Source organism: Lentzea albidocapillata subsp. violacea (assembly GCF_900100275.1).
GTDB lineage: Bacteria > Actinomycetota > Actinomycetes > Mycobacteriales > Pseudonocardiaceae > Lentzea > Lentzea violacea.
In genome coordinates this window covers 63,374-88,173 of record NZ_FNET01000027.1, presented here as the reverse complement: position 1 = coordinate 88,173, position 24,800 = coordinate 63,374, and the positions used below count along the sequence as shown (strand labels likewise).

General features: G+C 69.0%; 22 protein-coding genes. 15 read left to right on the top strand and 7 right to left on the bottom strand.

Annotation, left to right across the window (positions count from 1 at the left end):
• Positions 1-5: 5 nt before the first annotated feature.
• The 5 genes from uvrC (at position 6) to whiA (ending at position 5,344) form a co-directional block, all read left to right on the top strand.
• A complete protein-coding gene (uvrC, locus tag BLR21_RS36950) occupies positions 6-1,907 on the top strand; it encodes an excinuclease ABC subunit UvrC (protein ID WP_090013997.1) in 1,902 nt (633 codons plus the stop codon).
• Between the two features lie 50 nt (positions 1,908-1,957).
• Complete coding sequence (locus BLR21_RS36945) at positions 1,958-2,266, top strand: hypothetical protein (protein ID WP_143028040.1); 309 nt, start codon at positions 1,958-1,960, stop codon at positions 2,264-2,266.
• A gap of 269 nt (positions 2,267-2,535) precedes the next feature.
• Positions 2,536-3,393 carry an RNase adapter RapZ gene (gene rapZ, locus BLR21_RS36940; RefSeq protein ID WP_176929958.1) on the top strand — a complete coding sequence of 286 codons (858 nt, stop codon included), beginning with the start codon at positions 2,536-2,538 and terminating at the stop codon, positions 3,391-3,393.
• 5 nt (positions 3,394-3,398) lie between these two features.
• On the top strand, positions 3,399-4,367 hold the full coding sequence (locus BLR21_RS36935; RefSeq protein WP_051770265.1) for a gluconeogenesis factor YvcK family protein: 969 nt from the start codon (positions 3,399-3,401) through the stop codon (positions 4,365-4,367).
• On the top strand, positions 4,358-5,344 hold the full coding sequence (gene whiA / locus BLR21_RS36930) for a DNA-binding protein WhiA (RefSeq protein WP_030478101.1): 987 nt from the start codon (positions 4,358-4,360) through the stop codon (positions 5,342-5,344). The genes BLR21_RS36935 and whiA overlap by 10 nt, the downstream gene beginning before the upstream one ends.
• Before the next feature lie 26 nt (positions 5,345-5,370).
• Here whiA and BLR21_RS36925 read toward each other — a convergent pair whose 3' ends face one another.
• Positions 5,371-7,428 carry an acyltransferase family protein gene (locus BLR21_RS36925; protein WP_090014046.1) on the bottom strand — a complete coding sequence of 686 codons (2,058 nt, stop codon included), beginning with the start codon at positions 7,426-7,428 and terminating at the stop codon, positions 5,371-5,373.
• A gap of 142 nt (positions 7,429-7,570) precedes the next feature.
• Positions 7,571-9,916, bottom strand: a complete 2,346-nt coding sequence (locus BLR21_RS36920; protein WP_176929956.1) for an ATP-binding protein — start codon at positions 9,914-9,916, stop codon at positions 7,571-7,573.
• A gap of 91 nt (positions 9,917-10,007) precedes the next feature.
• Here BLR21_RS36920 and BLR21_RS36915 point away from each other — a divergent pair, with 91 nt between their 5' ends.
• From BLR21_RS36915 to BLR21_RS36890, 6 genes are all read left to right on the top strand, one after another.
• Positions 10,008-10,214 (top strand): hypothetical protein, encoded by a 207-nt coding sequence (locus tag BLR21_RS36915; protein ID WP_090013984.1) that lies wholly within the window; start codon positions 10,008-10,010, stop codon positions 10,212-10,214.
• 115 nt (positions 10,215-10,329) lie between these two features.
• On the top strand, positions 10,330-11,334 hold the full coding sequence (gene gap, locus BLR21_RS36910; protein WP_090013980.1) for a type I glyceraldehyde-3-phosphate dehydrogenase: 1,005 nt from the start codon (positions 10,330-10,332) through the stop codon (positions 11,332-11,334).
• A 17-nt stretch (positions 11,335-11,351) separates the two neighbouring features.
• Positions 11,352-12,545 (top strand): phosphoglycerate kinase, encoded by a 1,194-nt coding sequence (locus tag BLR21_RS36905; protein WP_176929955.1) that lies wholly within the window; start codon positions 11,352-11,354, stop codon positions 12,543-12,545.
• The gene (gene tpiA / locus BLR21_RS36900) at positions 12,545-13,333 is read left to right on the top strand and encodes a triose-phosphate isomerase (protein ID WP_090013976.1); all 789 of its coding nucleotides are present in this window, start codon (positions 12,545-12,547) and stop codon (positions 13,331-13,333) included. The genes BLR21_RS36905 and tpiA overlap by 1 nt, the downstream gene beginning before the upstream one ends.
• 94 nt (positions 13,334-13,427) lie before the next feature.
• Positions 13,428-13,667: a preprotein translocase subunit SecG gene (secG, locus tag BLR21_RS36895; RefSeq protein ID WP_030478109.1), complete on the top strand. Its 240-nt coding sequence runs from the start codon at positions 13,428-13,430 to the stop codon at positions 13,665-13,667.
• A gap of 66 nt (positions 13,668-13,733) precedes the next feature.
• Positions 13,734-14,078 (top strand): RNA polymerase-binding protein RbpA, encoded by a 345-nt coding sequence (locus BLR21_RS36890; RefSeq protein ID WP_090013973.1) that lies wholly within the window; start codon positions 13,734-13,736, stop codon positions 14,076-14,078.
• A gap of 69 nt (positions 14,079-14,147) precedes the next feature.
• Here the strand turns inward: BLR21_RS36890 and BLR21_RS44210 are convergent, their stop codons facing one another.
• Positions 14,148-14,867 (bottom strand): hypothetical protein, encoded by a 720-nt coding sequence (locus BLR21_RS44210; protein WP_256335176.1) that lies wholly within the window; start codon positions 14,865-14,867, stop codon positions 14,148-14,150.
• Positions 14,868-15,117: 250 nt separating this feature from the next.
• Between BLR21_RS44210 and BLR21_RS36880 the strand changes: the two genes are divergently transcribed.
• The 3 genes from BLR21_RS36880 to BLR21_RS36870 all read left to right on the top strand — a co-directional run bounded on the left by BLR21_RS36880 (position 15,118) and on the right by BLR21_RS36870 (position 18,625).
• A complete protein-coding gene (locus BLR21_RS36880; RefSeq protein WP_143028039.1) occupies positions 15,118-15,834 on the top strand; it encodes a hypothetical protein in 717 nt (238 codons plus the stop codon).
• On the top strand, positions 15,831-17,441 hold the full coding sequence (locus BLR21_RS36875) for a serine/threonine-protein kinase (protein ID WP_256335175.1): 1,611 nt from the start codon (positions 15,831-15,833) through the stop codon (positions 17,439-17,441). Before BLR21_RS36880 ends, BLR21_RS36875 begins: the two co-directional genes overlap by 4 nt.
• 86 nt (positions 17,442-17,527) lie before the next feature.
• Positions 17,528-18,625, top strand: a complete 1,098-nt coding sequence (locus BLR21_RS36870) for an abortive phage infection protein (RefSeq protein ID WP_143028038.1) — start codon at positions 17,528-17,530, stop codon at positions 18,623-18,625.
• Here BLR21_RS36870 and BLR21_RS36865 read toward each other — a convergent pair.
• From BLR21_RS36865 to BLR21_RS36855, 3 genes are all read right to left on the bottom strand, one after another.
• Positions 18,615-19,871: a sensor histidine kinase gene (locus BLR21_RS36865; protein ID WP_090013963.1), complete on the bottom strand. Its 1,257-nt coding sequence runs from the start codon at positions 19,869-19,871 to the stop codon at positions 18,615-18,617. The genes BLR21_RS36870 and BLR21_RS36865 overlap by 11 nt on opposite strands.
• Before the next feature lie 132 nt (positions 19,872-20,003).
• Positions 20,004-20,633 (bottom strand): DUF4360 domain-containing protein, encoded by a 630-nt coding sequence (locus BLR21_RS36860; protein WP_090014039.1) that lies wholly within the window; start codon positions 20,631-20,633, stop codon positions 20,004-20,006.
• Positions 20,634-20,707: 74 nt separating this feature from the next.
• The gene (locus BLR21_RS36855) at positions 20,708-21,334 is read right to left on the bottom strand and encodes a DUF4360 domain-containing protein (RefSeq protein ID WP_090013961.1); all 627 of its coding nucleotides are present in this window, start codon (positions 21,332-21,334) and stop codon (positions 20,708-20,710) included.
• Between the two features lie 194 nt (positions 21,335-21,528).
• Between BLR21_RS36855 and BLR21_RS36850 the strand changes: the two genes are divergently transcribed.
• On the top strand, positions 21,529-21,918 hold the full coding sequence (locus tag BLR21_RS36850; protein WP_090013959.1) for a response regulator: 390 nt from the start codon (positions 21,529-21,531) through the stop codon (positions 21,916-21,918).
• Here the strand turns inward: BLR21_RS36850 and BLR21_RS36845 are convergent.
• Positions 21,906-24,800, bottom strand: a complete 2,895-nt coding sequence (locus tag BLR21_RS36845; protein ID WP_176929954.1) for a substrate-binding domain-containing protein — start codon at positions 24,798-24,800, stop codon at positions 21,906-21,908. The genes BLR21_RS36850 and BLR21_RS36845 overlap by 13 nt on opposite strands.

The window sequence follows — 24,800 nt, the reverse complement described above, 5'->3', positions numbered from 1 at the left end:
ACGGCGTGGCAGATCCCTCGACGTATCGCCCTGCTGTGGGCACGATTCCGGAGGCTCCCGGCGTCTACAGGTTCCGCGACGCCGGTGGCCGGGTCGTGTACGTCGGCAAGGCGAAGAGCTTGCGCGGCAGGCTGAACTCGTACTTCGCGGATCTGGCCGGGCTGCACCCGCGTACGCGCCAGATGGTGACGACGGCGGCCTCCGTCGAGTGGACGGTGGTCACCACCGAGGTCGAGGCGCTGCAGCTCGAATACAACTGGATCAAGGAGTTCGACCCCCGCTTCAACGTCCGGTACCGCGACGACAAGTCGTACCCGGTGCTGGCCGTCACGCTGCACGAGGACTATCCGCGCCTGCACGTGTACCGCGGCCCGCGCAAGAAGGGCGTGCGCTACTTCGGGCCGTTCGCCCACGCCTGGGCCATCCGCGAGACGCTCGACCTGCTGCTGCGCGTGTTCCCCGCGCGCACGTGCTCGGCGGGCGTTTTCAAGCGGCACAACCAGATCGGCCGCCCGTGCCTGCTCGGGTACATCGACAAGTGCTCGGCGCCGTGCGTGGGCAAGGTGTCGGCCGACGAGCACCGCGACATCGTGCTCGACTTCTGCGACTTCCTGGCGGGCAAGACCGACCACATGGTCCGCCGCCTGGAGCGCGAGATGCTGCAGGCGTCGGATGAGCTGGAGTTCGAACGCGCCGCGCGGCTGCGCGACGACCTGGGCGCGTTGCGCCGCGCGATGGAGAAGCAGGCCGTCGTGCTGGGCGACGGCACGGACGCCGACGTGATGGCGTTCGCGCAGGACGAGCTGGAGGTCTCGGTCCAGGTCTTCCACGTGCGCGGCGGCCGTGTCCGCGGTCAGCGGGGCTGGGTGCTCGACAAGGTGGAGGCCCTCGACGACGGCGGGCTCGTCGACCAGTTCATCATGCAGTTCTACGGCGACAACACCGAGAACACCCCGCGCGAGGTGCTGGTCCCGGTGCTGCCGGACGACGCCCCGGCCCTGGAAGCCCTGCTGTCCGAGCAACGAGGTTCGCGAGTGGTCCTGCGCGTCCCGCAACGCGGCGACAAGCGGGCCCTGATGGAAACGGTGGCGCGCAACGCCTCCGAGGCCTTCGCCCAGCACAAGCTCCGCCGGGCGGGCGACCTCACCGCCCGCTCCGCCGCACTGCAGGAAATCCAGGACGCCCTGTCCCTGGACACCGCGCCGCTGCGCATCGAGTGCATCGACATCAGCCACGTCCAGGGCACCGACGTGGTGGCGTCCCTGGTGGTGTTCGAGGACGGCCTGGCCCGCAAGTCCGAATACCGCCGCTTCGCCGTCCGCGAGGCAGCCACCGAGGGCGACGTCGCCTCGATAGCCGAGGTGGTCCGCCGCCGCTTCCAGGCCATGCTGCGCGAAACCGCGTCCGGCGGCCCCAACCCCGGCATAGACCCGGACACCGGCAAACTCCGCAAGTTCGCCTACCCGCCCAACCTCCTGGTGGTGGACGGCGCGGGCCCGCAGGCCGCCGCGGCCTCCGACGTCCTGGCCGAACTGGGCATCACCGACGTGGCAGTCGTGGGCCTGGCCAAACGCCTCGAAGAGGTCTGGGTCCCGGGCGAGCAGGACCCGGTGATCCTCCCGCGCACCAGCGACGCCCTGTACCTGCTCCAACGAGTCCGCGACGAGGCCCACCGCTTCGCCATCGCCTACCACCGCCAGAAGCGCTCGAAGCGCATGACCACCTCGGCCCTCGACGAGGTACCGGGCCTCGGCGAGACCCGCAAAGCCGCGCTGCTCAAGCACTTCGGCTCGGTGCGGAAGCTGCGACAGGCCACAGTGGACGAGATCAGCGACGTGCCGGGGGTGGGCCGTCGCACCGCGGAGGCCGTGGTGGCGACGCTGGCCTCGTCGGGCGGGAACTCCTGATGGGACAGGAGCCGGCTCGCTTCACGGAGCAGGCGGGAGGTCCGGCGCCGGTGGCAGCCGAGTTCGAGGGCCTGGCCGAAGCCGTGACGCTGCGGCCGTTGCCCACGTCCGTCGAGGAGTTGCTGACCGAGCTTCAGGCTGCGCCGCGCCCGGTCGCGCATCTGCGGGCCGTGTACGGCGCGGCCACCCACGACACCGGGACGATGTTGCACCCTAAGCGAGTTGTCCGGTCCGGGCTCGGTGCACGAGTCGGCGGGCCACGAGCTGCAGCGAGCGGGGCCGAGGAGCGGCTGGCTCGGTTCGCGTGGACACGCAGATCGTGTTCGGCGTTCCGGTCGAGCTACCCGGTCGCGGGGTGAGCGCGGTGCCTCTCACCCGCCCCACCCGCCGCACCGGTCACGCTCGCACTGCGAACGTTCCGCGGACCGGGTGAGGATCGTGACCACGACCACGACGCGCCCCGTCAACCGGGGAACCTGCGGCACGTGAGGGTCGTTCCGGTGGAGACTCTCCAAGGGCGCGTCCGGTCGTGGCGTGACCCAACATCGAGCTTGCCCAAACGAGAGCGGCACAGTCGCGCTCATGAACAGGTAACGGAGTCGTAGTCGTGAACGCGGAGAAGTCCGGCATCGAAGTCGCCGTGGTGACCGGGCTGTCCGGTGCGGGCCGCAGCACCGCGGCCAAGTGCCTGGAGGACCTCGGCTGGTTCGTCGTCGACAACCTGCCCCCGGAACTCATCGCCACCATGGTCGAGCTCGGCGCCCAGGCGCGCGGGGCGATCACCCGGGTCGCGGTCGTCATGGACGTGCGCAGCCGCGCGTTCACCGAGGACCTGGCCGCCATCATCAAGGACCTCGACGCGCGTGGGTACAAGCCGCGCGTGCTGTTCCTCGAAGCCACCGACGCCGTGCTGATCCGGCGCTTCGAGGCGGTGCGGCGCGGTCACCCCATGCAGGGGGACGGGCGGCTGCAGGACGGCATCGAGGCCGAGCGGATCCTGCTGACGCCGCTCAAGCAGGAGGCCGACCTCGTGGTCGACACGTCCGCGCTGAGCATCCACCAGCTGCGGGCCAAGATCGAGGACACGTTCGGCAGCGAAATGGCCAGCCGGACCAGGGTCACGGTGCTGAGCTTCGGGTACAAGTACGGGCTGCCGATGGACGCCGACCTCGTCATGGACGTGCGGTTCCTGCCGAACCCGTTCTGGATCCCGGAGCTCAGGGAACAGACGGGGCTCGATGGTGAGGTGCGCAACTACGTGCTGTCCCAGGAGGGCGCGGACGAGTTCCTTGATCGGTACCACGAGCTGCTCAGGCTCATCGGTGCCGGCTATCGGCGTGAGGGCAAGCGCTACCTGACGCTCGCGATCGGGTGCACCGGCGGCAAGCACCGCAGTGTCGCCCTGAGCGAAGAGCTGGCCGGGCGGCTGGCAAGCGAGGACGGCACGGCCGTGAAGGTCGTGCACAGGGATCTGGGACGTGAATGACGAAGTTGAAAGCTGTTGCTTTGGGCGGCGGCCACGGGCTGCACGCGACGCTGAGTGCGTTGAAGCAGGTCACCGACGACGTGACGGCCGTGGTGACCGTCGCGGACGACGGGGGGTCGTCGGGGCGGCTGCGGCGCGAGCTCGCCGACCTGCTGCCGCCCGGTGACCTGCGTAAGGCCATGGCTGCGCTGGCGGGGGACGACGAGGCCAGCCGGCGGTGGACGTCGCTGTTCAAGCACCGCTTCGGCGGCACCGGGGCGCTCGCGGGGCACGCGGTCGGCAACCTGGTGATCGCCGGGCTGCTCGAGCAGCTCGGCGACCCCGTCGCGGTGCTCGACCTCACCAGCAGGCTGCTCGGCGTCACAGGCCGGGTGCTGCCGATGTCGAACGATCCGCTCGACATCGAGGCGGACGTCGTCGGCTTGGACGAGGACGAGACGGACGTGCGGCGGATCCGGGGGCAGGTCGCCATCGCGACCACTCCGGGACTGGTGCAGCGCATCCGGTTGACAGCCCCGAACGGGCGACCTGCCGGCTGTCCGGAAGCAGTACAGGCTGTACTTGACGCCGATGTCGTGGTACTCGGCCCCGGATCATGGTTCACCAGCGTCTTGCCGCATCTGCTGGTGCCCGAACTGCACGACGCGCTCGTGCACACGCGGGCCAAAAAGGTGCTCGTGCTCAATCTCGTCCCCCAACCGGGTGAAACCGCTGGTTTCTCTCCGGAGCGGCATTTGGACGTAGTCTGCGAACACGCACCCAAGCTGAAGGTGGACGCGGTGATCGCCGACGTCGACTCGGTCCCCACCCCGGACCGGTTGACGCGAGCCGCCTCGGCACTGGGTGCGCGTACGCATCTGGCCAAGATCGCCGCACCGGACGCCGCAGAACGGCATGATCCGGAGGCACTTGCCGGTTGCCTGAGGCAAGTGGTCGTGGAGACCGGAGTGGGAGGGACTGGCCAGTGGCGATGACGTCGGCGGTCAAGGACGAGCTGAGCAGGCTCGCGGTATCCAAGACCTGTTGCCGCCGCGCGGAGGTGTCCTCCCTGCTCAGGTTCGCCGGCGGCCTGCACATCGTGTCCGGCCGGGTCGTCGTCGAGGCCGAGCTCGACCTGGGTTCCGCAGCCCGCAGGCTGCTCAAGGAGATCCAGGCGCTCTACGGCCACCACGCCGAGGTCTTCACGATCCAGTCGAACGGCCTGCGCAAGGGCACCCGGTACGTCGTCCGCGTGGTCAAGGACGGCGAGGGTCTCGCCCGGCAGACCGGTCTGCTCGACCCGCGTGGCCGCCCGGTGCGCGGCCTGCCCGCGCCGGTCGTGTCCGGTGGCGTCTGCGACGCCGAAGCCGCGTGGCGCGGTGCCTTCCTGGCGCACGGCTCGCTGACCGAACCCGGTCGCAGCTCGTCGCTGGAGATCACCTGCCCCGGCCCTGAGGCGGCGCTCGCGCTGGTCGGCGCGGCACGCCGGATGGGCATCTCGTCCAAGTCGCGCGAGGTCCGCGGAGCCGAACGCGTGGTGATAAGGGACGGCGACGCCATCGGGGCGATGCTGACCAAGCTCGGCGCGCACGACAGCGTGATGGCGTGGGAAGAACGCCGGATGCGGCGTGAGGTCCGCGCGACCGCGAACAGGCTGGCGAACTTCGACGACGCGAACCTGCGCCGCTCGGCCCGCGCGGCCGTGGCGGCGGCCGCACGGGTCGCCCGTGCGCTGGAGATCCTCGGCCCGGAGGCACCGGACCACCTGGCCGCCGCCGGGCAGCTGCGCCTCGCGCACCGCCAGGCGTCGCTGGAGGAGCTGGGTCAGCTGTCGGACCCGCAGATGACCAAGGACGCGGTGGCAGGCCGGATAAGGCGTCTGCTGGCCATGGCGGACAAGCGGGCCAAGGACCTGGGGCTGCCGGACACCGAGTCCGCGGTCACGGCGGAGATGCTCGAAGCAGAGGTCTAGGGTCTGCCGCGTTCGGCTGGCTCGGGTCAGATCATCCCGAGCTGGCTGAGCAGCGGCGTGGCGAGCGTGCGCGAGTACATGTTGGTCACGTGGTTGTTGCGGTACACCACGACGTTGCCCACCACGGCGGGGCAGACTTCGTCACGGCAGTACCACGGCGTCAGGTCGACGATCTTGGTGCTGGGGAACCCGGCCGCCGCTTCCACGAGCGGGTCTCCGGCGCCGGCGAACGCCTCGGCGCGAGGAGTCCCGCAGGCGGCCACGTCACTGCGGTTGCGTTCGAGGCATCGCGGGACCTGGCCGTCCGGCCGGGGCAGGTCCTTGACGACGGCGACCGGGATGTTCGCGGCCTTGAGCGACCCCAGCATCTCCCGGTAGCCGCGCAGCATTTCCTCGCGGGAGGCCCAGGTCCATTTCAGGTCGCTTTGGTAGGCCTCACGGGTCATGCCCGACAACACCACGAGGTCCGGCTTCGCAGCCTTCACCCGCTCAAGCACGGCGAGGTTCTGGTCCGAGCAGACGGTGAACGGCCAGCCCGCCTCTGACGGCGGCACCGTGGTGAACGGGCAGCCGTTGCGGGTCATGGTCCTGACCTTCCACTGACCCCGGCCGTGACCCTCGGCGAAGTCGATCAGCGGGGTGCTGTACTGCGCCGCGTGCGAGTCGCCGAGCAGTATGACGGTCTTCGGCGCCGTCGCCTCACCCCACGAGCAGGCGTTGTCCGGGAACGTCAGCAGGTAGACGTGGCAGTCGCCGCGGCCGCGGTACGGGCCGTCCTCGTTCGCGATGGCCGGGTCGGGGACGAGCGGCACGCGCGCCGGAGCCGGCACCGGGTCGCGCGGATCGAGCGCCATGGCGCCGGGGTGGTCTGCGTCCAGCGCCGACGTGCCCGCGAGCCGGTCCAGCGTGCGCACGGAGGTGTACCAGGGGACCGAGGCAGCGACCACCGAGACGACCACGAGCACGGCGCCGAAGGCGTAGGTGCCACGGCGGCGGCCGAACCTGTTGCGGCGGAACGGGTCCTCGACGAACCGCTTGGACGCCGCGGCGAACGCGAGGCTCAGCACCGCGGCGACGAGCATCTCCTTCTTGGACAGCTGCTCGTTGTCGCTCAGTTCGAGCAGTACGACGATGACCGGCCAATGCCACAGATAGAGGCTGTAGGAGATGTCGCCGAGGTAGCGCGCCGGCCGCATGCCCAGCATGCGTCCGAGCAGCGTGTCCGTGGCGATCAGCATGGCCGCCGTGCCGAGCACCGGCACCGCCGCCACCCAGCCTGGGAACTGCAGGTCGGTCGTGTAGTAGACGGCGCTGAACGCCACGGCGGCGAAACCCAGCCAGCCGAGCAGTTCGCGGGCCGCGCGGCCGAGCGACACGCGGTGCAGCACCATCGCGGCCAGACCGCCGACGCCGAGCTCCCACATGCGGGTCGGCGTCACGAAGTACGCGGCGCCGTGGTCGATGCGGGTGTAGACGACCGAGAACACGAACGAGGCAACGGTCACCACGGCGATGGCCACCGCCGCGTACCGCACCGCGCGGCTGTCGAACCGGCGGGCGAGCGCGGCGCTCGCGATCAGCAGCAGGGGGATGACCAGGTAGAACTGCTCCTCGACCGCCAACGACCAGAAGTGCTGCACTGGCGAGGCGCCCGCGGTGGCGTGCCCGTAGTCGTTGGACAGGAACGCGAGCAGCCAGTTCTGCGCGTTCAGCGCGGAGCCGACGGCCTCACGCATGATCTTGGGCCACTGCGACTGGGGAAGCAGCAGCACGACGGCGGCCACGGTGGCGAGCAGCGTCACGGTCGCGGCGGGCAGCAGGCGGCGGATGCGGCGCGCGTAGAAGTCGCGCAGGCTCACGGTGCCAGAGCGGCGCACTTCGCCGGTCAGTGTGCCGATGATCAGGAAGCCGGAGATGACGAAGAAGACGTCGACGCCGACGAAACCGCCCGGCAGCCACGCCGGCCGCAGGTGGTAGAGCAGCACGATGCCGACGGCGAGCGCGCGCAGGCCCTGGATGTCCCCTCTCAGCGCGTGCTGGGGGCGCTGAGGATCGGGCGCCAGGGCCGCCCGCTCAGCGGACATCGTCGCCACAGGTGACTCCTCGTGGAGAGTGCTGCGGAACGGTTCCGCGTTCGAGGCGCGGATGCTAACCCGGTCACGGCAACTGCAGCCCCAGTTGATGACCTTTTGTAACCGAAGCCACCTGGCCTGGGGTTTTAGTTGATCAGGGCGTCTGACGGCCCGCCCACACGGCGAGCTGGGCCCGCGACCGCAGCCCCAGCTTGGACCGCGCGTGCGTGACGTGCCGGGCGACCGTGTGCGGTGAGATGCCGAGCCGCTGCCCGATCTGCCGGTTCGTCAGCCCTTCCGCCACCAGCGTCGCCACGTGCAGCTCGCGTGCGGAGACCAGCCCGTCGCCACCGGCGTGCGGGCGCGCGGTCAGGGCGTAGGAAATGGCCTGTGCCAACGACATCCGCTCGCCCGCCGACTCGGCGGCGCGCAGGCGCGCCGCCGTGATGCGTTCGCGGCACACGGCTCGTGCCTCGTCCAGCAGCGTTTGCCAGTACGGCTCGGCGCGGAAGTCGTAGCGGGTGCGGACGGCGGCGGCCGACACGAGCAGTGAGAGGGCGCGTTCGTCGTCGGAACCGACGCCGACCAAGCCCAGTGCGAGCCCTTCCAGGTCGTAGTACTGGTCCATCGGGTGTTCGGAACCTACTTCGAGGCTCTCGCGGAACAGGTCGACTGCCTCGGCGAAGCTGTTGCGCGCCAACGCGATCGCGCCTGCTGTGTGCAGGACCGGGTTCAGCATGTGCGGCAGGCCGATCAGGCGGGTCAGCGTCAGCGCCTCGCGGACCAGCGGAGCGGCCCGGTCCGCGAAACCGTGCTGTACCAACGTCCAGCCGTAGGAGTTCAGCAGGATGGCGCGTGCGAGCTTGTCGTCCGATTCGTGCAGGAGTGCGGCGGCCTCGTCGAACAGTTGCCAGGCCAGCTCGGGGTTGCCGGTGTGGGCTTCGGCGGACGCGAGCACCTCCAGCGCGCGGGCCGTCGTGCCGGGGCGGCGGGCGTCGGCGCGTTCGATCGCCAGCGACTCCTCGGCGAACCGGCGGGTCACGTGCCAGCCGCCGCGCACCCGGTGGTGCATCGCCGCCAGCACCGCGAGCACGCTGCGGTACGCCTGTGGCATCGGCCGGGACAGTGCCTGGTGCAGCAGTTCGGTGGTGGCGCCGCGAGGGCCGTGCGGGGTCGAGGTCCAGGCCGTCGCGACGATCGCGAGCGCGTGCCGCGACCAGTCGCCGGTCTGCGCGGTGCGTTTCGCGGCCAGTGCGAGCAGGCCGACGTTGCGGTCCAAGCGCAGCACGACGGGCGGTGACGGGAAGAACGACGAGATCTCCGGTTCCACGACCGAACACACCCACTCGACGACACGGTCGGCCACGAGAGAGATGTCGGCGTGCGCGATAGCGCGCTCGTGGCAGTAGAGGCGGACCGATTCGAGCTGACGGAACGTCGTGTGGCCGCCGACCCGGTCGACCACCAGCAGCGACTTCTGCTCGAGACCGGTCAGCAGTTCCAGTGCGTCGGGAACACCGCACACCGCGCTCGCCGCCCCGAGGTCGAACGGCACGCCCAGCACGGCGAGCCGGCGTGACGCCGCCTGCTCCTCCTCCGACAGCAGGTCGTAGCTCCAGCCGATCGCGGTCCGCAGCGTGCGGTGCCGGTCCTCGGCGGCGCGCGGCCCGCCGGTCAGCAACGCGAGCCGGTCGCCAAGGCGGGCAAGGATGTCTGCGGGGGAGAGCACGGTGATGCGCCGCGCGGCCAGTTCGATCGCCAGCGGCATGCCGTCCAGGGAACGGCACACTGCGACGACGTCGGCGACGTTCGTGGCGTCCACCTCGAACGAGCGGTCCACCGACACCGCGCGATCGCGGAAGAGGACCACCGCGTCGTAACGCAGGGCCTCGGTGACGTCGGCCTCGGCGGGTGGCAGTTCCAGCTCGCCGACCGCGAAGACCTGTTCCCCGGCAAGGCGAAGAGGCTCCCGCGACGTCACCAGGACGCGCAGCCGCGGGCAGGACGCCAGCAGCTCCGACACCACGCCGGCGACGTCGGCCAGCAGGTGCTCGCAGTTGTCGAGCACGAGCAACGGCCGCCGGTGCCGCTCGATCTCGGCGACCACCGCGTCACGCACCGAGCGGTTCGGCAACGGGTGGGCGCCGACCGCCGTGTAGACGGCCTGGACCGCGTCGGACACCGGCGCCAACGCCGCCCACCACGTCTGGTCAGCGCGTCTGGCCACGTGCTGGACGGCCAGCCTGGTCTTGCCGGCGCCCGCCGGACCGACCAGCGAGACGAGACGTGCCGTCTCGCGTGCCAGCGAGGCCAGTTCCTCGCGGCGGCCCACGAACGTGTCCAGCGGCGCCGGGAGAGCCGAGTCGTGCGGGGAGTCCTCGCGTGCCGAGCTGCGTTCGCGGTACGCGCGTTGACGGCAGGCGTTGGAGCAGTAGCGTCGGCCCGCGACCGCTTCGGGAAGCGGGTTTCCACATGTCACGCAGGCGGCGGTGGCCGTCATGACCATTGACCGTACCCGGCGCGTAACGGTCCGTAACACCCGCTGTTTCGGGGTATTGAACGGTCCTCCCGGGTGTCGCCAGGATCGGTCCATGACAGCACAGGACAGACCGGCGGCGTCGCTCGTGCCGCCCCAGGACCGGGCCGTCGTCGACGAGTGGCTCGCCCGGATCACGGCCGTCGTCGGCGGGGACGCGCAGGAGACCGGTCCGGAGGCCTGCCGCACTGCCGCGGAGGCCGCGGAGGAGCTGAGCGCGTACCTCTGGATGCTCCGCGCGCTGCGCCGCCGAACGGCCTAGTCAGGGGCCGATTTTCTGGCTCGATCAAGAGATACTCACTATCCCTGTGACCAGGGACGCAGTTCGGCAGATAGGGTGGGCTTGTTCCTACCAAGCTGAACGCAAGGAGTCAGTCGTGACGGTTCGTGTAGGTGTCAACGGTTTCGGTCGGATCGGGCGCAATTTCTTCCGCGCCGTGAGGGCCGGCGGCCACGACATCGAGATCGTCGCGTTCAACGACCTCGGTGACGTCGCCACCATGGCCCACCTGCTGAAGTACGACAGCATCCTCGGTCGTCTGGACGCCGACGTGCAGGTCACCGACGAGGGCATCTCCGTCGACGGCAAGGTCATCAAGGCCCTCGCCGAGCGCGACCCGGGCAAGCTGCCCTGGAAGGACCTCGGCGTCGACGTCGTGGTCGAGTCGACCGGTTTCTTCACCGACGCCACCAAGGCGCGCTCGCACGTGGACGAGGGCGGCGCCAAGCGGGTCATCATCTCCGCGCCGGCCAAGAACGAGGACCTCACCGTCGTCATCGGCGCGAACGAGGAGAAGCTCGACGGTTCGCAGACGATCATCTCGAACGCGTCCTGCACCACGAACTGCCTCGCGCCGCTGGCCAAGGTGCTGAACGACAGCTTCGGCATCGAGCAGGGCCTCATGACCACGATCCACGCGTACACGCAGGACCAGAACCTGCAGGACGCGCCGCACAGCGACCTCCGCCGTGCCCGCGCCGCCGCGCTGAACATCGTCCCGACCTCCACGGGCGCCGCGAAGGCCATCGGCCTGGTGCTGCCGGAGCTCAAGGGCAAGCTCGACGGCTACGCGCTGCGCGTGCCGATCCCCACCGGCTCGGCCACCGACCTGACCGTCACGCTCAAGCGCGAGGTCACCGTCGACGAGGTCAACGCCGCGTACAAGGCCGCCGCCGAGGGCCCCCTGGCCGGCATCCTCAAGTACTCGACGGACCCGATCGTGTCGGCCGACATCGTCACCGACCCGCACTCGTGCATCTACGACGCGCCGCTGACCAAGGTGATCGGCAACCAGGTCAAGGTCGTCGGCTGGTACGACAACGAGTGGGGCTACTCCAACCGCCTCGCGGACCTGGTCAAGCTCGTCGCCTCCAAGATCTGAGCAGGGGCGAACAGTCAGTGAAGACTCTCAGCGACCTGCTCGCCGAGGGTGTCTCGGGTCGGCGCGTCCTCGTGCGCGCCGACCTGAACGTCCCCCTCGACGGCGACAAGATCACCGACGACGGCCGCGTGCGCGCGTCGGTGCCGACGATCAAGGCCCTGGCCGACGCGGGTGCCCGCGTGATCGTCACCGCCCACCTCGGCCGCCCCAAGGGCGAGCCGGACCCCAAGTTCTCCCTGGCCCCGGCCGCCGCTCGCCTCGGTGAGCTGCTCGGCGCCGAGGTCGCGCTCGCGAGCGACCTGGTCGGCTCGTCCGCCACGTCCGTGGTCGGAGCGCTCACCGACGGTGGCGTCGTGATGCTGGAGAACGTCCGCTTCGACGCCCGCGAGACATCGAAGGACGACGCGGAGCGTTCGGCACTGGCCGACGAGCTCGCGTCCTTCGCGGACGCGTTCGTGTCCGACGGCTTCGGTGTCGTGCACCGCAAGCAGGCCTCGGTCTACGACGTGGCGCAGAAGCTGCCCGCGTACGTCGGCGGTCTCGTCGAAGCCGAGCTCAAGGTCCTCAAGAAGCTCACCGACGACCTGGAGCGCCCGTACGTCGTGGTGCTCGGCGGCGCGAAGGTGTCCGACAAGCTCGGCGTCATCGCGAACCTGCTGGCCAAGGTCGACCGGCTGCTCATCGGCGGCGGCATGGCGTACACGTTCCTCAAGGCCCAGGGCCACGAGGTCGGCACGTCGCTGCTGCAGGAAGACCAGCTCGACCAGGTGAAGGGCTTCCTCACCGAGGCCGAGAAGCGCGGCGTCGAGCTCGTGCTGCCGGTCGACGTGCTGGTCACGGCCGAGTTCGGCAACGTCGAGCACGACGTCGTCGGCACCGACTCGATCCCCGCCGACAAGATGGGTCTCGACATCGGCCCGAAGTCGCGCGAGCTGTTCGCGTCGAAGCTCGCTGACGCCAGGACCGTGTTCTGGAACGGCCCGATGGGCGTGTTCGAGATCGAGACCTACGCCGGCGGCACCCGTGCCGTCGCCGAAGCGCTCGTGAAGTCCGACGCGTTCACCGTCGTCGGCGGCGGCGACTCGGCTGCCGCGGTGCGTGCGCTGGGCCTGCCCGAGGACGGCTTCTCGCACATCTCCACCGGCGGTGGCGCGTCCCTGGAGTTCCTTGAGGGCAAGGAACTCCCCGGCATCAGCGTTTTGGAGTCCTGATGGCAGCCCGGCTCCCGCTCATCGCGGGCAACTGGAAGATGAACCTCAACCACCTCGAGGCGATCGGCCTCGTGCAGAAGATCGCCTTCTCCCTCCCGGAGAAGTACTTCGCCAAGGTCGAGGTCGCCGTTCTTCCCCCGTTCGTCGACATCCGCAGCATCCAGACGCTGGTCGACGGCGACAAGCTGCTGATCAAGTACGGCGCGCAGGACATCTCGCAGCACGACTCCGGTGCCTACACCGGTGAGGTCTCCGGCCTGATGATCAAGAAGCTCGGCTGCCACTACGTGGTCGTCGGGCACTCCGAGCGGCGCGAGTACCACGGCGAGACGGACGCCATCGTCAACGCCAAGGTCAAGGCGGCACTGAAGGTCGAGGTCACCCCGATCTTCTGCTTCGGCGAGAAGCTCGACGTCCGCGAGGCCAAGGGTCACCTGGAGCTGGTGCGCCAGCAGCTGGAGACCGGTCTCCAGGGCTTCACGGCCGAGCAGGTCGCCAAGATCGTGTTCGCCTACGAGCCCGTGTGGGCCATCGGCACCGGCCGCACCGCGTCGTCCGCGGACGCGCAGGAGGTGTGCTCACTGGTCCGCTCGTTCGTGGCGGAGAAGTACGGCGAGGAGACCGCGGCGGTCGTCCGGGTGCTCTACGGCGGTTCGGTCAAGTCGTCGAACATCGGTGAACTGATCGCGCAGAAGGACATCGACGGCGCTCTCGTGGGCGGTGCCAGCCTTCAGGCGGACGAATTCACCAAGCTGTGCGCATTGGCTGCCGGCGGGCCTCTACCCTAAGTTGATCTGGCTTAATCCCTAATCCCACCGGATGCACACGTTCGGCAGTCGAACAGGTACTCTATGGCGTCGGCTGCCTGACAGCGAGGAAGAAATGATCCTGTTCCTGCAGATCCTGTTGATCGTCTCCAGCGTGCTGCTGGTGCTGCTGGTGCTGTTGCACCGCGGCCGTGGTGGCGGCCTTTCTTCGCTGTTCGGCGGCGGCATGCAGTCGAGTCTGTCCGGTTCCTCCGTTGTCGAGAAGAACCTCGACCGCCTGACGCTCTTCGTCGGCGCGATCTGGGTCATCGCCATCGTGGGTATCGGGCTGCTGATCAAGCTCCCCGGAGCCTGATCTTCCGTTCAGCGGCAGAAGCCCTCAGGGGCTTGGGGTAACCACTTGGTGGGGGTGTAACGGTCGATGTCCGGTGGTAACGCGATTCGCGGTACCCGCGTCGGCGCAGGCCCGATGGGTGAGTCGGAGCGCGGCGAGTCCGCGCCCCGTCGTCGGGTGTCGTACTGGTGCGCGAACGGTCACGAGTCCCGGCCTTCCTTCGCGGTCGAGGCGGACGTTCCGGAGAGTTGGGACTGCCCGCGCTGCGGCCTGCCGGCAGGTCGTGACGAGCAGACGCCACCCGCGCCTCCGCGCAACGAGCCGTACAAGACGCACCTTGCGTACGTGAAGGAGCGGCGCTCCGACGCGGACGGCGAGGCGATCCTCGAAGAGGCTCTCGCCAAGCTGCGCCGCCAGCGCGAAGAGCCGTAAGGCTCAGATCTTCGGTAGTCACGCGAAAGGTCCCCTCTACTGCGGAGAGGGGACCTTTCGCGTTTCTCGTTATCGCCTCAGGCCGGCGAACTGACGGCGCAGCATCGCGGCACCCACGAGCAGGAAGAACAACAGCACCACGAGCGTGCTGGTCGTGCCACCGGACGAGCTCGACAGCGTCACGTCCACGTTGCCCACGAGCACGATGCCGCACTCCGCGCGCACCTTGTGACGGCCGGGCTCGATGTTCTCGAACCGCACCGGCGACCGGAACTCGCCGTTCTCGTCGGCCGTGGTCCTGCCGACGTCCTGGCCCAGCGACTTCAGCGTCACGTTCGCGCCCTTGGGGCAGCCGGTGCCGGTCGCGGTCAGGTCGTCGCCGGGCTGGATGTTGTCCTTGTCCAGGATCAGGACGCCGTCATCGGGGTCGGTCAGCGCGTCGGTCGTGGAGGAGGACGGCGGGGTCGACGAGTCCGTGGTGGTGGTGGTGGTCGTGGTCGTCACCGGGGGAGTCGTGGTGGTCGTGATGACCGGGGGACGGGTCGTCACGGGAGGCTTGGTCACCGGTGGGTTGGTGACGGGAGGCTGCGTGGTGACGGGCGGCCGCGTCGTGGTGACCGGCGGCGGCGGGGTCACGGTGAACCTGCCGAAGGCGGTCCGGCCACACTCGTCGGTTGCGTTGTAGCTGTACGTGGCTGGCTTGGAACCGGCCGGGATGGTCGCGGTGACCGAACCGTTAGCCGCCCACGGTGCGGTGGCCAGTACGCTTCCCGCCCAGTTGATGCGCATGGTGCCTTTGCATCTGTAGAAGCCTGACCAGGTGAAGGTCGCGCTAGAGCCCGCAGGACCGCTGGTCGGGTTCACGGTCACCGACGTCTGCTGCTGAGCGGTCGCAGGTGTGGCGACCAGCACCGTAACACCGGCTGCTACAGCCACGAGTAGACCTAAAGACCGCATTCCAACTCCCCGGATCAGAACCTAAGGTGCGCTAGTGAGACGTCGCATGGCCGGTGCAGGTTTACTGCTGTGGTGCGGAATTATGCTGCTTCCCTTCGCGGCTTCCGCACAGGACGGGTCTGTGATCCTCGAGGCCGATGTGGACGGTAGGCCGGTTGGAGTAGGGAACCTGGTGCTGGACCCGTCGCAGACTGCCAAGGTCTCGGTCACGGTCCGCAACAACACGAACACCCTGCAGCGCGTGAAGACCGTGCGGATCAGCGGCACCGCGCTGGCGTTGACCTTCTTCGCTTACGACACAACGGTTCCCTTCGACGTGCCGGCGAAGACCTCGGAGACCCGTTCGTTCCCGCTGGAGCCGACCGACCTCGGCTCGCAGGCGATCGGTCTCCTTCCGGTCACGGTCGAGGTCATCGACGTGCAACGCGAGAGCATCGCGTCCGTCGAGACGACCGGTGACGTCCGGGGCTCGCTCTGGTCGGTCTACGGGGCGTTCGGGCTGGGCGTGCTCGTGCTGACGGCGTTGTCGTGGGCGGGCGCGCTGATCGCGCTGGCGCGCAGGAGGCTGCCCGCGAACCGGTGGCAGCGGGCCATGCGGTTTCTGCCCGCCGGTATCGGGACCGGGCTGATCGCGGTGATCTCGCTGTCGGTGCTGCGGCTCGTGGCGCCGTCGCCCACGGCCGAGATTCCGTTCATCATCGGTGCGGCCGCGGTGGCGTTCGTGCTCGGTTACGTGACGCCGCACCCCGGTGAGCAACGGCCACCGTCCGAAATGGATACCGTGAGGATTCAACGGTGACTCTGTCCAGTGTGGTCGCCGCCCTGCCGCAGTACGCCGTCGGCGACCAGATCGGCGAGGGCGGCATGGGTGTCGTCTACGGCGGTCTGCACCGTCAGCTGGGGCGTCCCGTGGCGATCAAACGGCTGCCGCACGCCGTGGCCGAAGATCCGCGGATGAGTGAGCGCTTCGAGCACGAGGCGCGGTTGCTGGCGCGCCTCGACCACCCGCACATCGTCCCGGTCTACGACTACGTGCGGCAGCAGGGCGAGCACCTGCTGGTGATGGAACGCCTCGACGGCGGCACGGTCTGGTCGCGGTTCTCCGGTGACGGCCTGACCGCGCAGCAGTCGTGCGGGATCGTGCTGGCGGCGCTGTCCGGGCTGCACGCGGCGCACGAGGCCGGCGTGCTGCACCTCGACGTGAAGCCCAAAAACCTGCTCTTCACCTCGAACGGCGTGGTGAAGGTGGCGGACTTCGGCATCTCCCAGGTCGTGTCGGAGGGTGCGACGCTCGTGACGCACGGCGGCGCGGTGCTCGGCACGCCCGCCTACATCGCGCCGGAGCAGGCGATGGGCAACGCCCTGTCGCCCGCGGCCGACGTCTACGCGACCGGCACGATGCTCTACGAACTGCTGTGCGGCGACCTGCCGTTCGAACGCGGCGGCGGCCCGATCGCGATGATCCAGAAGCGGGTGTTCCAGGAACCGCGGCCGTTGCCGAAGGTGCCGGAACCCCTGGCCGGCGTGGTGATGCGCAGCATCGCGCGGGAGCCCGACGCGCGCTACCGCAACGCCGAGACGTTCGCGATCGACCTGGCGGGCGCGGCGGGCCAGCTGTTCGGCCCGGACTGGCTCGTGCGCCTGGGTATTCCCGTGCACCTCGCACCGCAGGTGTCGGCGTCGTCCACACGTCCGTCGCTGCGGCCCGTGCCGGAACGCGAGACGGTCACGCTCACGGGACAGCGGATCCGGGCCACGCTGGTCGACCCGATCCCCGCCGCGCGCCTGAGCGGCAGCAGCACGCTGGTACCCGCTTCGCAGGTGATCAAGCCGCCGTCGACGCCGTGGGCGTTGTGGCTGGTGGCGGCGCTCGCGTTGATCGCGATGGCCGTGGTGCCGTTCGTGGCGACCGGCAACCCGCCCGCGACGACCATCGAGATGGACCTCGCGGATCCCGTGAAGGTCGAAGGCACGCATCTGGTCGTGACGGCGGCCGGGATTCCGCTCGCGGACGTGCCGGCGCCCGGGCCCGAAGGGTTCGTGCTGCCCGGCGCGGCGCGGTGGATCATCGGCGGCGTCGTGACGGCCCAGGTCGACGAGCAGCCGCCGTTTCTGCTGGAGTCCAGCCGGACGCCGTGGCTGAGCCTCATGGGCACCGGTTCGGCGTTGCTGCTGCTGTTCACGTTCGCGTACCTGGAGTCGAACCTGCGGGCGTTGCGGCGGCGGCAGACCGGCATGGCGGCGGTGATCGCGTCGGTGCCGCTCGGCCTCGGCCTCGGGCTGGCCGTGTGGCTGCTGGTGTCGGTGTTGCTCAAGCACGAGCCGACGATGTCCGTCGCGCTCACCTGTGGTGTTCTCGGCGCGGCGGCGGCGTTGAGTGCGTCGCTGGCCTCCAGGCGCGCCTGACCGATTTTCGGACGCGACAATTCGACCCCTGACGAGCGTTCTCGAAGAAGCAGTGCTTCGGGGAGAGCAACCAGTCAGGGGGAACGATGATCAGTCGAAAGGTGTTCCTGAAGTCCGTCGCCGGTGCCGCGGCGCTGGCGAGTATCGGGGGCGGCACGGCGGCAGCGGCGCCGCGGAAGCGTGGCGGCGTCTGCTACGACACCGGTGTGCTGCACGCGGCAGGGGAACCGCTGAGCCGCGTGCGCTGGAGCCGTCCGCAGCTGGAACGGGAGATCCGGCTGATCGCGGACGACCTGCGCTGCCCCTCGATCACGGCGTTCGGCACCGACCTCGGCCGCCTCGCCGAGACGACCGACGCGGCGTTGCGCCACGGCATGCGGGTCTTCGTGCAGCCCAGGCTCTACGACCACCCGCAGGAGGAGATCCTGCAGCACATGGCGGAGGCCGCGTGCACGGCCGAGCGGAAGCGGCAAGGCGACGACATCACGTTCGTCACCGGCTGCGAGCACTTCCTGTTCACGCCGGGCATCATCCCCGGCGACACGTTCCTCGACCGGATCGCGCACATGCCGTCGATCACGGACTGGCCGGCGGTCGTCCGGCGCTTCCGCGAGTTCATGGCGAAGGCCGTCGAGGTGGCGCGCAGGGAGTTCCACGGCCGCATCACCTACGGCGCGGCGGCGGGCGCGGACGCGGAGTGGAACGACTGGTCGTTGTTCGACCTCGTCGGCCTCGACTACTACACGCACTTCGAGACCGACACCGAGTACACGACTGACCTGGACAAATACCGGCGCTGGGGCAAGCCGCTGATGATCCTGGAGTACGGCTGCTGCACGTTCACGGGCGCGGCGAAGGCCGGTGGGATGGGCTGGGACATCGTCGACTACGGGGCCGACCCGCCCGTGATCAAGCCCGGCTTCGAGCGGAACGAACGCGAACAGGCCGATCACATCGCCCGCATGCTGCGCGTGTTCGACGCACAGCCCGACGTCGAGGGATCGCACCTGTACTCGGTCATCTCACCGGACTCGCCGCACAACCCGACGTGTCGCGATCGTGACTACGACATGGCCTCGTACAGCCTGTTGCGCACGATCCGTAGGCGGTTCGACGACGAGAACTCGCCCTACCGCCTGGAGCCCAAGAAGTCGTACCAGGCCTTCAAGCGCTTCAATCGGTGATGACGCGTTCCCTCGGGAACGTCGCCGACACCAGGAAGCCGCCGTCCTCGGTCGGCCCCGCCGAGAACTCGCCACCGAGCAACGTGGCGCGCTCACGCAGGCCGACCAGGCCGTGACCGCCGCTGGGCAGCGTCGACGACGGGCTGGACGAGGCGGTGTTGCGCACCTCGACCAGCACGTTGTCGTCGTACTGGGCGTCGATGAACACCGTCGCGCTCGCGCCCACGGCGTGCTTGCGGATGTTCGTCAGGGCCTCCTGCACCGTCCGGTAGACGGCGCCGGACACCGGTGCGGAGAGGTCCTCTACGGGGCCCTTGAGCTGGATGGTGACCTCGAAGCCCGCGTCGGCGGCCAGTTCCGGCAGCTCGTCGAGGCTCGGCTGGGTGTCGTCTGTGGTGCGTAGGACGGACACGAGCTGACGGAGTTCATCGAGCGTGCGCGTCGACAACATGCGGATGGTGCCGGCGACCTGCTTGTGCTCGGCGTCGGCCACGGCCATGCGGAGCGCGCCCGCTTGCATCGCGATGAGACTGACCTGGTGCGATACGACGTCGTGCATCTCGCGGGCGAGCTTTGCCCGTTCGTCGGCACGGATGGCGTGCGCGTGGAGCACACGCTCTCTCTCGCGTGACTCGGCCAGTTCGGAGATGCGGTCGGAGAGTTCCTGACGCGCGTGCACCAGCAGGCCGATAGCGATCGGCAGGCCCGCCACCAGGAAGCCGTAGATCGCCGAGTGGAAGTGACCCGACGCGGGCCGTTCGATCAGTTCCTCGAACGGCCAGGCGACGAACCGGCAGAGCCACACCAGCGCGGCCGCGAGACCCGTCTGCCAGCCGCCGATGTAGCGGCGGGCGACCGTGTAGAGGGCGATCATCGCGGCGAGCTGAGACCAGCCGACGAAGAAGCCGGGGATGGTGAGGACCAGCGTGAGGAACGGGAACCGGCGGCGCAGCACCAGCGCGCCGACCCCGAGCCAGTTGAGCCACAGCTGGTAGTTCTCGATCGGCGGGAGGTCCGTGATCGGGTCGGCTTCGAGCCACAGCCCGTACAGCCAGACGTCGAGCGCGGCGAAGAAGAGCAACGCGAGGTCGGCGAGGACCTGACGGTAGTCACCACTGAGCGGCCAGCGCGAGCCGGCCGCGGTCGTCGCCGGCCGTCTGGCCGGGAGCAGCGTCGTGGTCAGTATCCGACCTCCCCTGTGAGCCTTGCGATCCTCACCGTACTGCGCGTATGCGGCGGATGGCATTGGCTGCCCCTTTACCCCGACCTGCCCCGTCATGGGAGTAAGACGCCGTCACACGCGAATCTGTACGGCTGTCGGCTCACATATGTGCTACCGCACACGCTCGTGCGAGCGCGTGCGGTAGTCACAGCACTACTACGGGCATGTCTTCCAGCTGAACTGGTAGATCGTGTCGATGGCACCGTCCGTGGAGTCCATCGACACGAAGCTGGTCGTCGTGGCCGTGTTGGACGAGCCGGGATAGACGCGGAGCTCGGTGTTGATGTTGAAGTTCCGCTTCTCGCCGCACGGTGAGTAGACGATGGCGGCGAGCTCGGTCTGGTCGGTGGCCTGCCAGTCGTCGCTGTGCGGGCCGTTGTACCGGTGTGAGGCCGAGTCGTTCTGCGACATGCCCTGGAAGTAGTAGTTGGCCTTCTGGATGGCGTACGCCCCGCGTTCCAGGTGGGCGAACCCTCTGTAGTCGGCCTGGGCGATGCCGTAGGTGAAGCCCTGCGGGACGTTGACCCGCAGGTTGAGCTGGCAGTTCTTGCGGAAGTCTGTCGGTCGTGCGCCGACTCCGATCTGGGCCAGGTAGTCGCTGTAGGTGACGGTGAAGGCCTTGTTGTCCTCGGACACCGCGACGGCCGCCGTGCCCGCCGGGCAACCCGAGCCGTTGACCGTGACGACGTCGATGGTGATGTGGTCGGGCGGCGGCGTGTCGCCGGGCGCGCCGGGCGGGATGATGATGGCCGAGGCCAGCAGGGCAGCGGCAACCGCGTTGAGCATGAGGCACCTTTCCAAACGCGTCTCGCAGGAGGGTGGCGGCGGTTGGACTTCGGTGGCGGCGGCCTTTCCGAAAATCAGCAGCGCTTCCACGAGAAGTGGTGCAGGGTGCGCACTTCTCCGCGCTGGTAGTCCATCGTCATGAAACTGTTCGTATCAGCGTCCGAGGTACCCTTGTCGACCCGCAGGGCGCTGTTGACGTTGAGATTCTTCTTCTCGCCGCACGGTGCCCAGACGATCTCGGAGAACTCGGTCCGGTGGGTGATCGACCAGTTGTCGTCGAACGGGCCGTTGAACATGTGCTTCCACGTCGTGGTGGCCGACTGACCCTGGAAGTAGTAATTCACCGACTGGTACCCGACCGCGCCGGGCCGGACGTACCCGTAGCCCCCGTAGGTCGCTTCGGCGATGCCGTACGAGAAGCCCTGCGGGACGTTGACCTGCAGGGTCAGTTGGCAGTTCTTCCGGAATTCGGTCGCACCGGCACCCTTGCCCGCCTGGGCCAGGTAGTCGCTGTAGATCACCCAGAACGAGGTGTTGTCCGGTGAGACGATCACTTCGGCGGTGCCCTGCTTGCACCCGGAACCGTTCACCGTCACCACGTCGATCGTCACGCGCTCCGAAGGAATCGTCGCGGCGTGCGCGGGTGCTGACGACAATGTGAACAGCACGGCCAGAGCGGCTGCTGCCGTCGCTTTACGCATGGAGTTGGCCTTTCCTGGTGCCTCTTTCTCAGCGTGGCGCGGCAGCGGTGTCGCGAAGGTTAGCGCAGAGCCTCAACCAATGGTGTGATCCAAATGGCCCAGGTCACACTGATGGAGCAGTTCGTGAAGAATTACCGAGAATAGACGGCGACCTGGTGCTGAGGACACGAATAGTTTCCGGCATACTTGCCCGCATGTCGCTGGCTGGGCTGGTGCTCGTCGTCGAGGACGAGGACCCCGTGCGTAGGTACACCGTGAGCCTGCTCGAGGAGCTGGGCTTCACCGTTCTGCAGGCCATCGACGGCATCGAGGCGATCGCGCTCCTGCGCCGGCGGTCCACCGAGATCGACGCGATGCTGCTCGACCACAGCATGCCGGGCCTGTCCGGCGAGGAGGTGCTCGCGGAGCTCGAACGCGAGGGCCTGACCGTGCCGGTGGTGCTGACCAGCGGCTACGACCGCCCGTCGCTGGAGCGGCGGTTCGCGGGGCACGAGATCGCCGCCTACCTGCAGAAGCCGTTCCGGCTGGAGACGCTGGACGAGACGATCCGCGCCGTGCTCGCCAAGCGCGCTCAGGCGTCCTGAGCGAGTACTTCGCGGACGCGTTCGAGCAGCACCGACTCCACGTACGGCTTGGTGATCAGCACCTCGTCGTCGAGGACCTCGTCGGTCGTGTAGCCGGACATATACATCACGGCGGGCGCGGCACCGGTCGAGCGCAGCAGCCGGACGAGTTCCGGGCCGCCCATCTTCGGCATCACGACATCGGTGAGCACGAGGTCGATGGTGCTGCGGTGCGCGGTGGCGAGTTGCAGCGCCTCCTGGCCGTCGCCCGCCTCGATCACCGCGTAGCCCGCGATCTCCAGCGAGCGCCTGGTCATGACCCGCACCTGCGCGTCGTCCTCCACGAGCAGCACGGTGCCGGCGCCTTGATGCGTGGTGGGGCGGCGCGCGCACGGCGCTTCGGGCGTGCCGTCGCGTTCGTGCGGCACGGGCAGATAGACCTCCACGGTCGTGCCCACGCCCAGTGCGCTTTTCAGTTCGATCTGCCCGCCGGACTGCTGCACGATGCCGAACACCGTGGACAGGCCGAGACCCGTGCCCTTGCCGACCGGCTTGGTGGTGAAGTACGGCTCGAACACCTGCGCCTGCACGTCCGGGGCCATGCCGGCACCGGTGTCCTGGACGCGCAGGACGACGTACTCGCCGGGCCGCACGCCGACGATCCGGCCGGTGTCGCCGCCGCCGAGCTTCCTGTCCGCGATCGAGACCTTCAGCGTGCCGCCGCCGGGCATGGCGTCGCGGGAGTTGACCGCGAGGTTGAACAGGATCTGCTCGACCTGGCCCGCGTCCGCCCACACCCTGGCGACGCCGTCGGGCAGGTGCATCTCCAGTTCGATGTGGTCGCCGACGAGCGTGCGCAGCATCGAGTGGACCTGGGTGAGGTTGTGCTTGAGGTCCAACGACTCCGGATGCAGGACCTGCTGGCGGGTGAACGCGAGCAGCTGCCTCGTCAGGTTCGCGGCTCGTTCGCCGGCGTGCCTGATGTCCTCGATCGCTGTGCGCCTCGGATCGTCCTGAAGGGTGCGGCGCAGCAGCATCTCGCTGTTGCCGTTCACGACCGTGAGGATGTTGTTGAAGTCGTGTGCGATGCCACCGGTCAACCGGCCGATGGCCTCCATCTTCTGTGCGTGCCGCAACTGCGCTTCGGTCTCGCCGACGCGTTCTTCGAGCCGTGCGCGCGCGTCCTTCAGCTCCTGCATCAGCCTGATGCTGCGCAACGCGCTGCTGAGCTGCTGCTGCACGGCCTCGTAGATCCAGCCCGGCTCCGGGCCCTCCTCGAAGATCACGTACCCAAGGTGGTCCTCGTCGGTGTAGAGCGGGGCGATCAGCGCGTTGAACGGGGTGTTCCGCCGGAACTGGTACGGCGTCAGGTTGATGGTGGGGAACGGAGTGTCCGGCGGGGTCTTGAGTTCGCCGTGCTCGTACCGGACGAGCGCGCGCGCCGTACCCGGCGTGTCGTACGCCATGACGTGACAGCCGGGGATGGCGAGGCGGGGGAGTTCCTCGGCCAGTGCGCTCGTCAGCTCGTCCACGTCCCGTGACGCGATGAGCCGTTGCCCTGCTTCACGCACCGTCTGGTCGTGACGCTCGTGCGACAGGTACTTGAACCGTGCGTCCGCGGCGAACGCATCGCCCAGAAGCAACTGCACGCGCAGCCACAGGTCGTTGATGATCGTCGCGTCACTGATGCGGGCCGTCACGAACCGATGCAGGTCGAACAGCGGTGGCCACCACTGCGCCGGTTCGCATCCGGCGCGCGCACTCCCGCGGATGTACTCGGCCAGCAGCTTCAGGAACTCCGCGCCCTCGACCTCGCCGCGGCCTGCCGCCATGAGCTCGACGACCAACTGCTCGGCCCAGCCCTCCGGCAGCTTCGCGGCGGGTTGCCCGAGCGAGTCGCGCAGGTGGTCGGCCACGGTGGACGCGGTCGCGGACTCGTTGATGCTCAGCCGGTCGTGCGCGGGCGCGTGATCGCCGAGCCCGGACGGCAGGCAGCCGCACGACCGGCGCACGATCAGTTCGGTCGGCATGGTCTGCCGCCGGCGCGTGGGCTCACCCCTCACCAGCGCCACCGCGAGTTCGGCCGCCCGGAACCCCATCTCGTGGAACGGCGCCCTGACGGTGGTGAACGCGGGCGTCGCCGCGTCGGCGTGCACCTCGCGCCGCACCCTCGACGTCTGACTGCCCGCGTGGTAACCGAGGTCGTGCGTGCGGACGTTCGTGTGGTTGCCGTACCCGACGACGGCGACGTCCTCCGGCGTGCGGAAACCCAGTTCCTCCAGCGCGGACACGACCCCGATCGCGTAGTCGTCGCTCGCGGCGGCGATGGCGTCCGGTGGGTCCTCGATCCGGGCGAGCATCTTGCGCACGGCCTCGGTCGCGCGGCTGGGTTCCCAGATGAACGAGCCCGGCATCGTGACCAGCGCCGGATCGAACGGGATTCGGTGGTTGCGCAACGAGTCCGCGTACCCCAGGAACCGCTCTCGGGCGCCCGCATGCGTTTGCGGTCCCCGGACGAACGCGATCCGGCGCTTGCCGTGCACCTCGATGAGGTGGTCGACGGCCTGCTTCATGCCGTCACGGTTGTCCATCGAAATCGTTGGCCATTGAGCAAGGCCTGTTTCCACGCTCACGAGGGGCATGGGCGCGTACCGCTTCACGTACTCCTGCATGCCATCGGAGCCGATGAGCTGGCCCACGCGCGTAGTCCACACCACGAGCGCATCGATGCGGTTCGGCGAAATGAGGTCGTAAACCGTGTTGGCACGACGCTTGAGCGGATCCGGATGATCCAGTTCACTGCCCACGAAGCACACGAGGTCGCACCCGAGGCGCTGAGCACCGTCGCTGACACCACGCCACTGCTCGCCCGCGAGCTCGATGAGCGGGCCAGCGGTGATCAT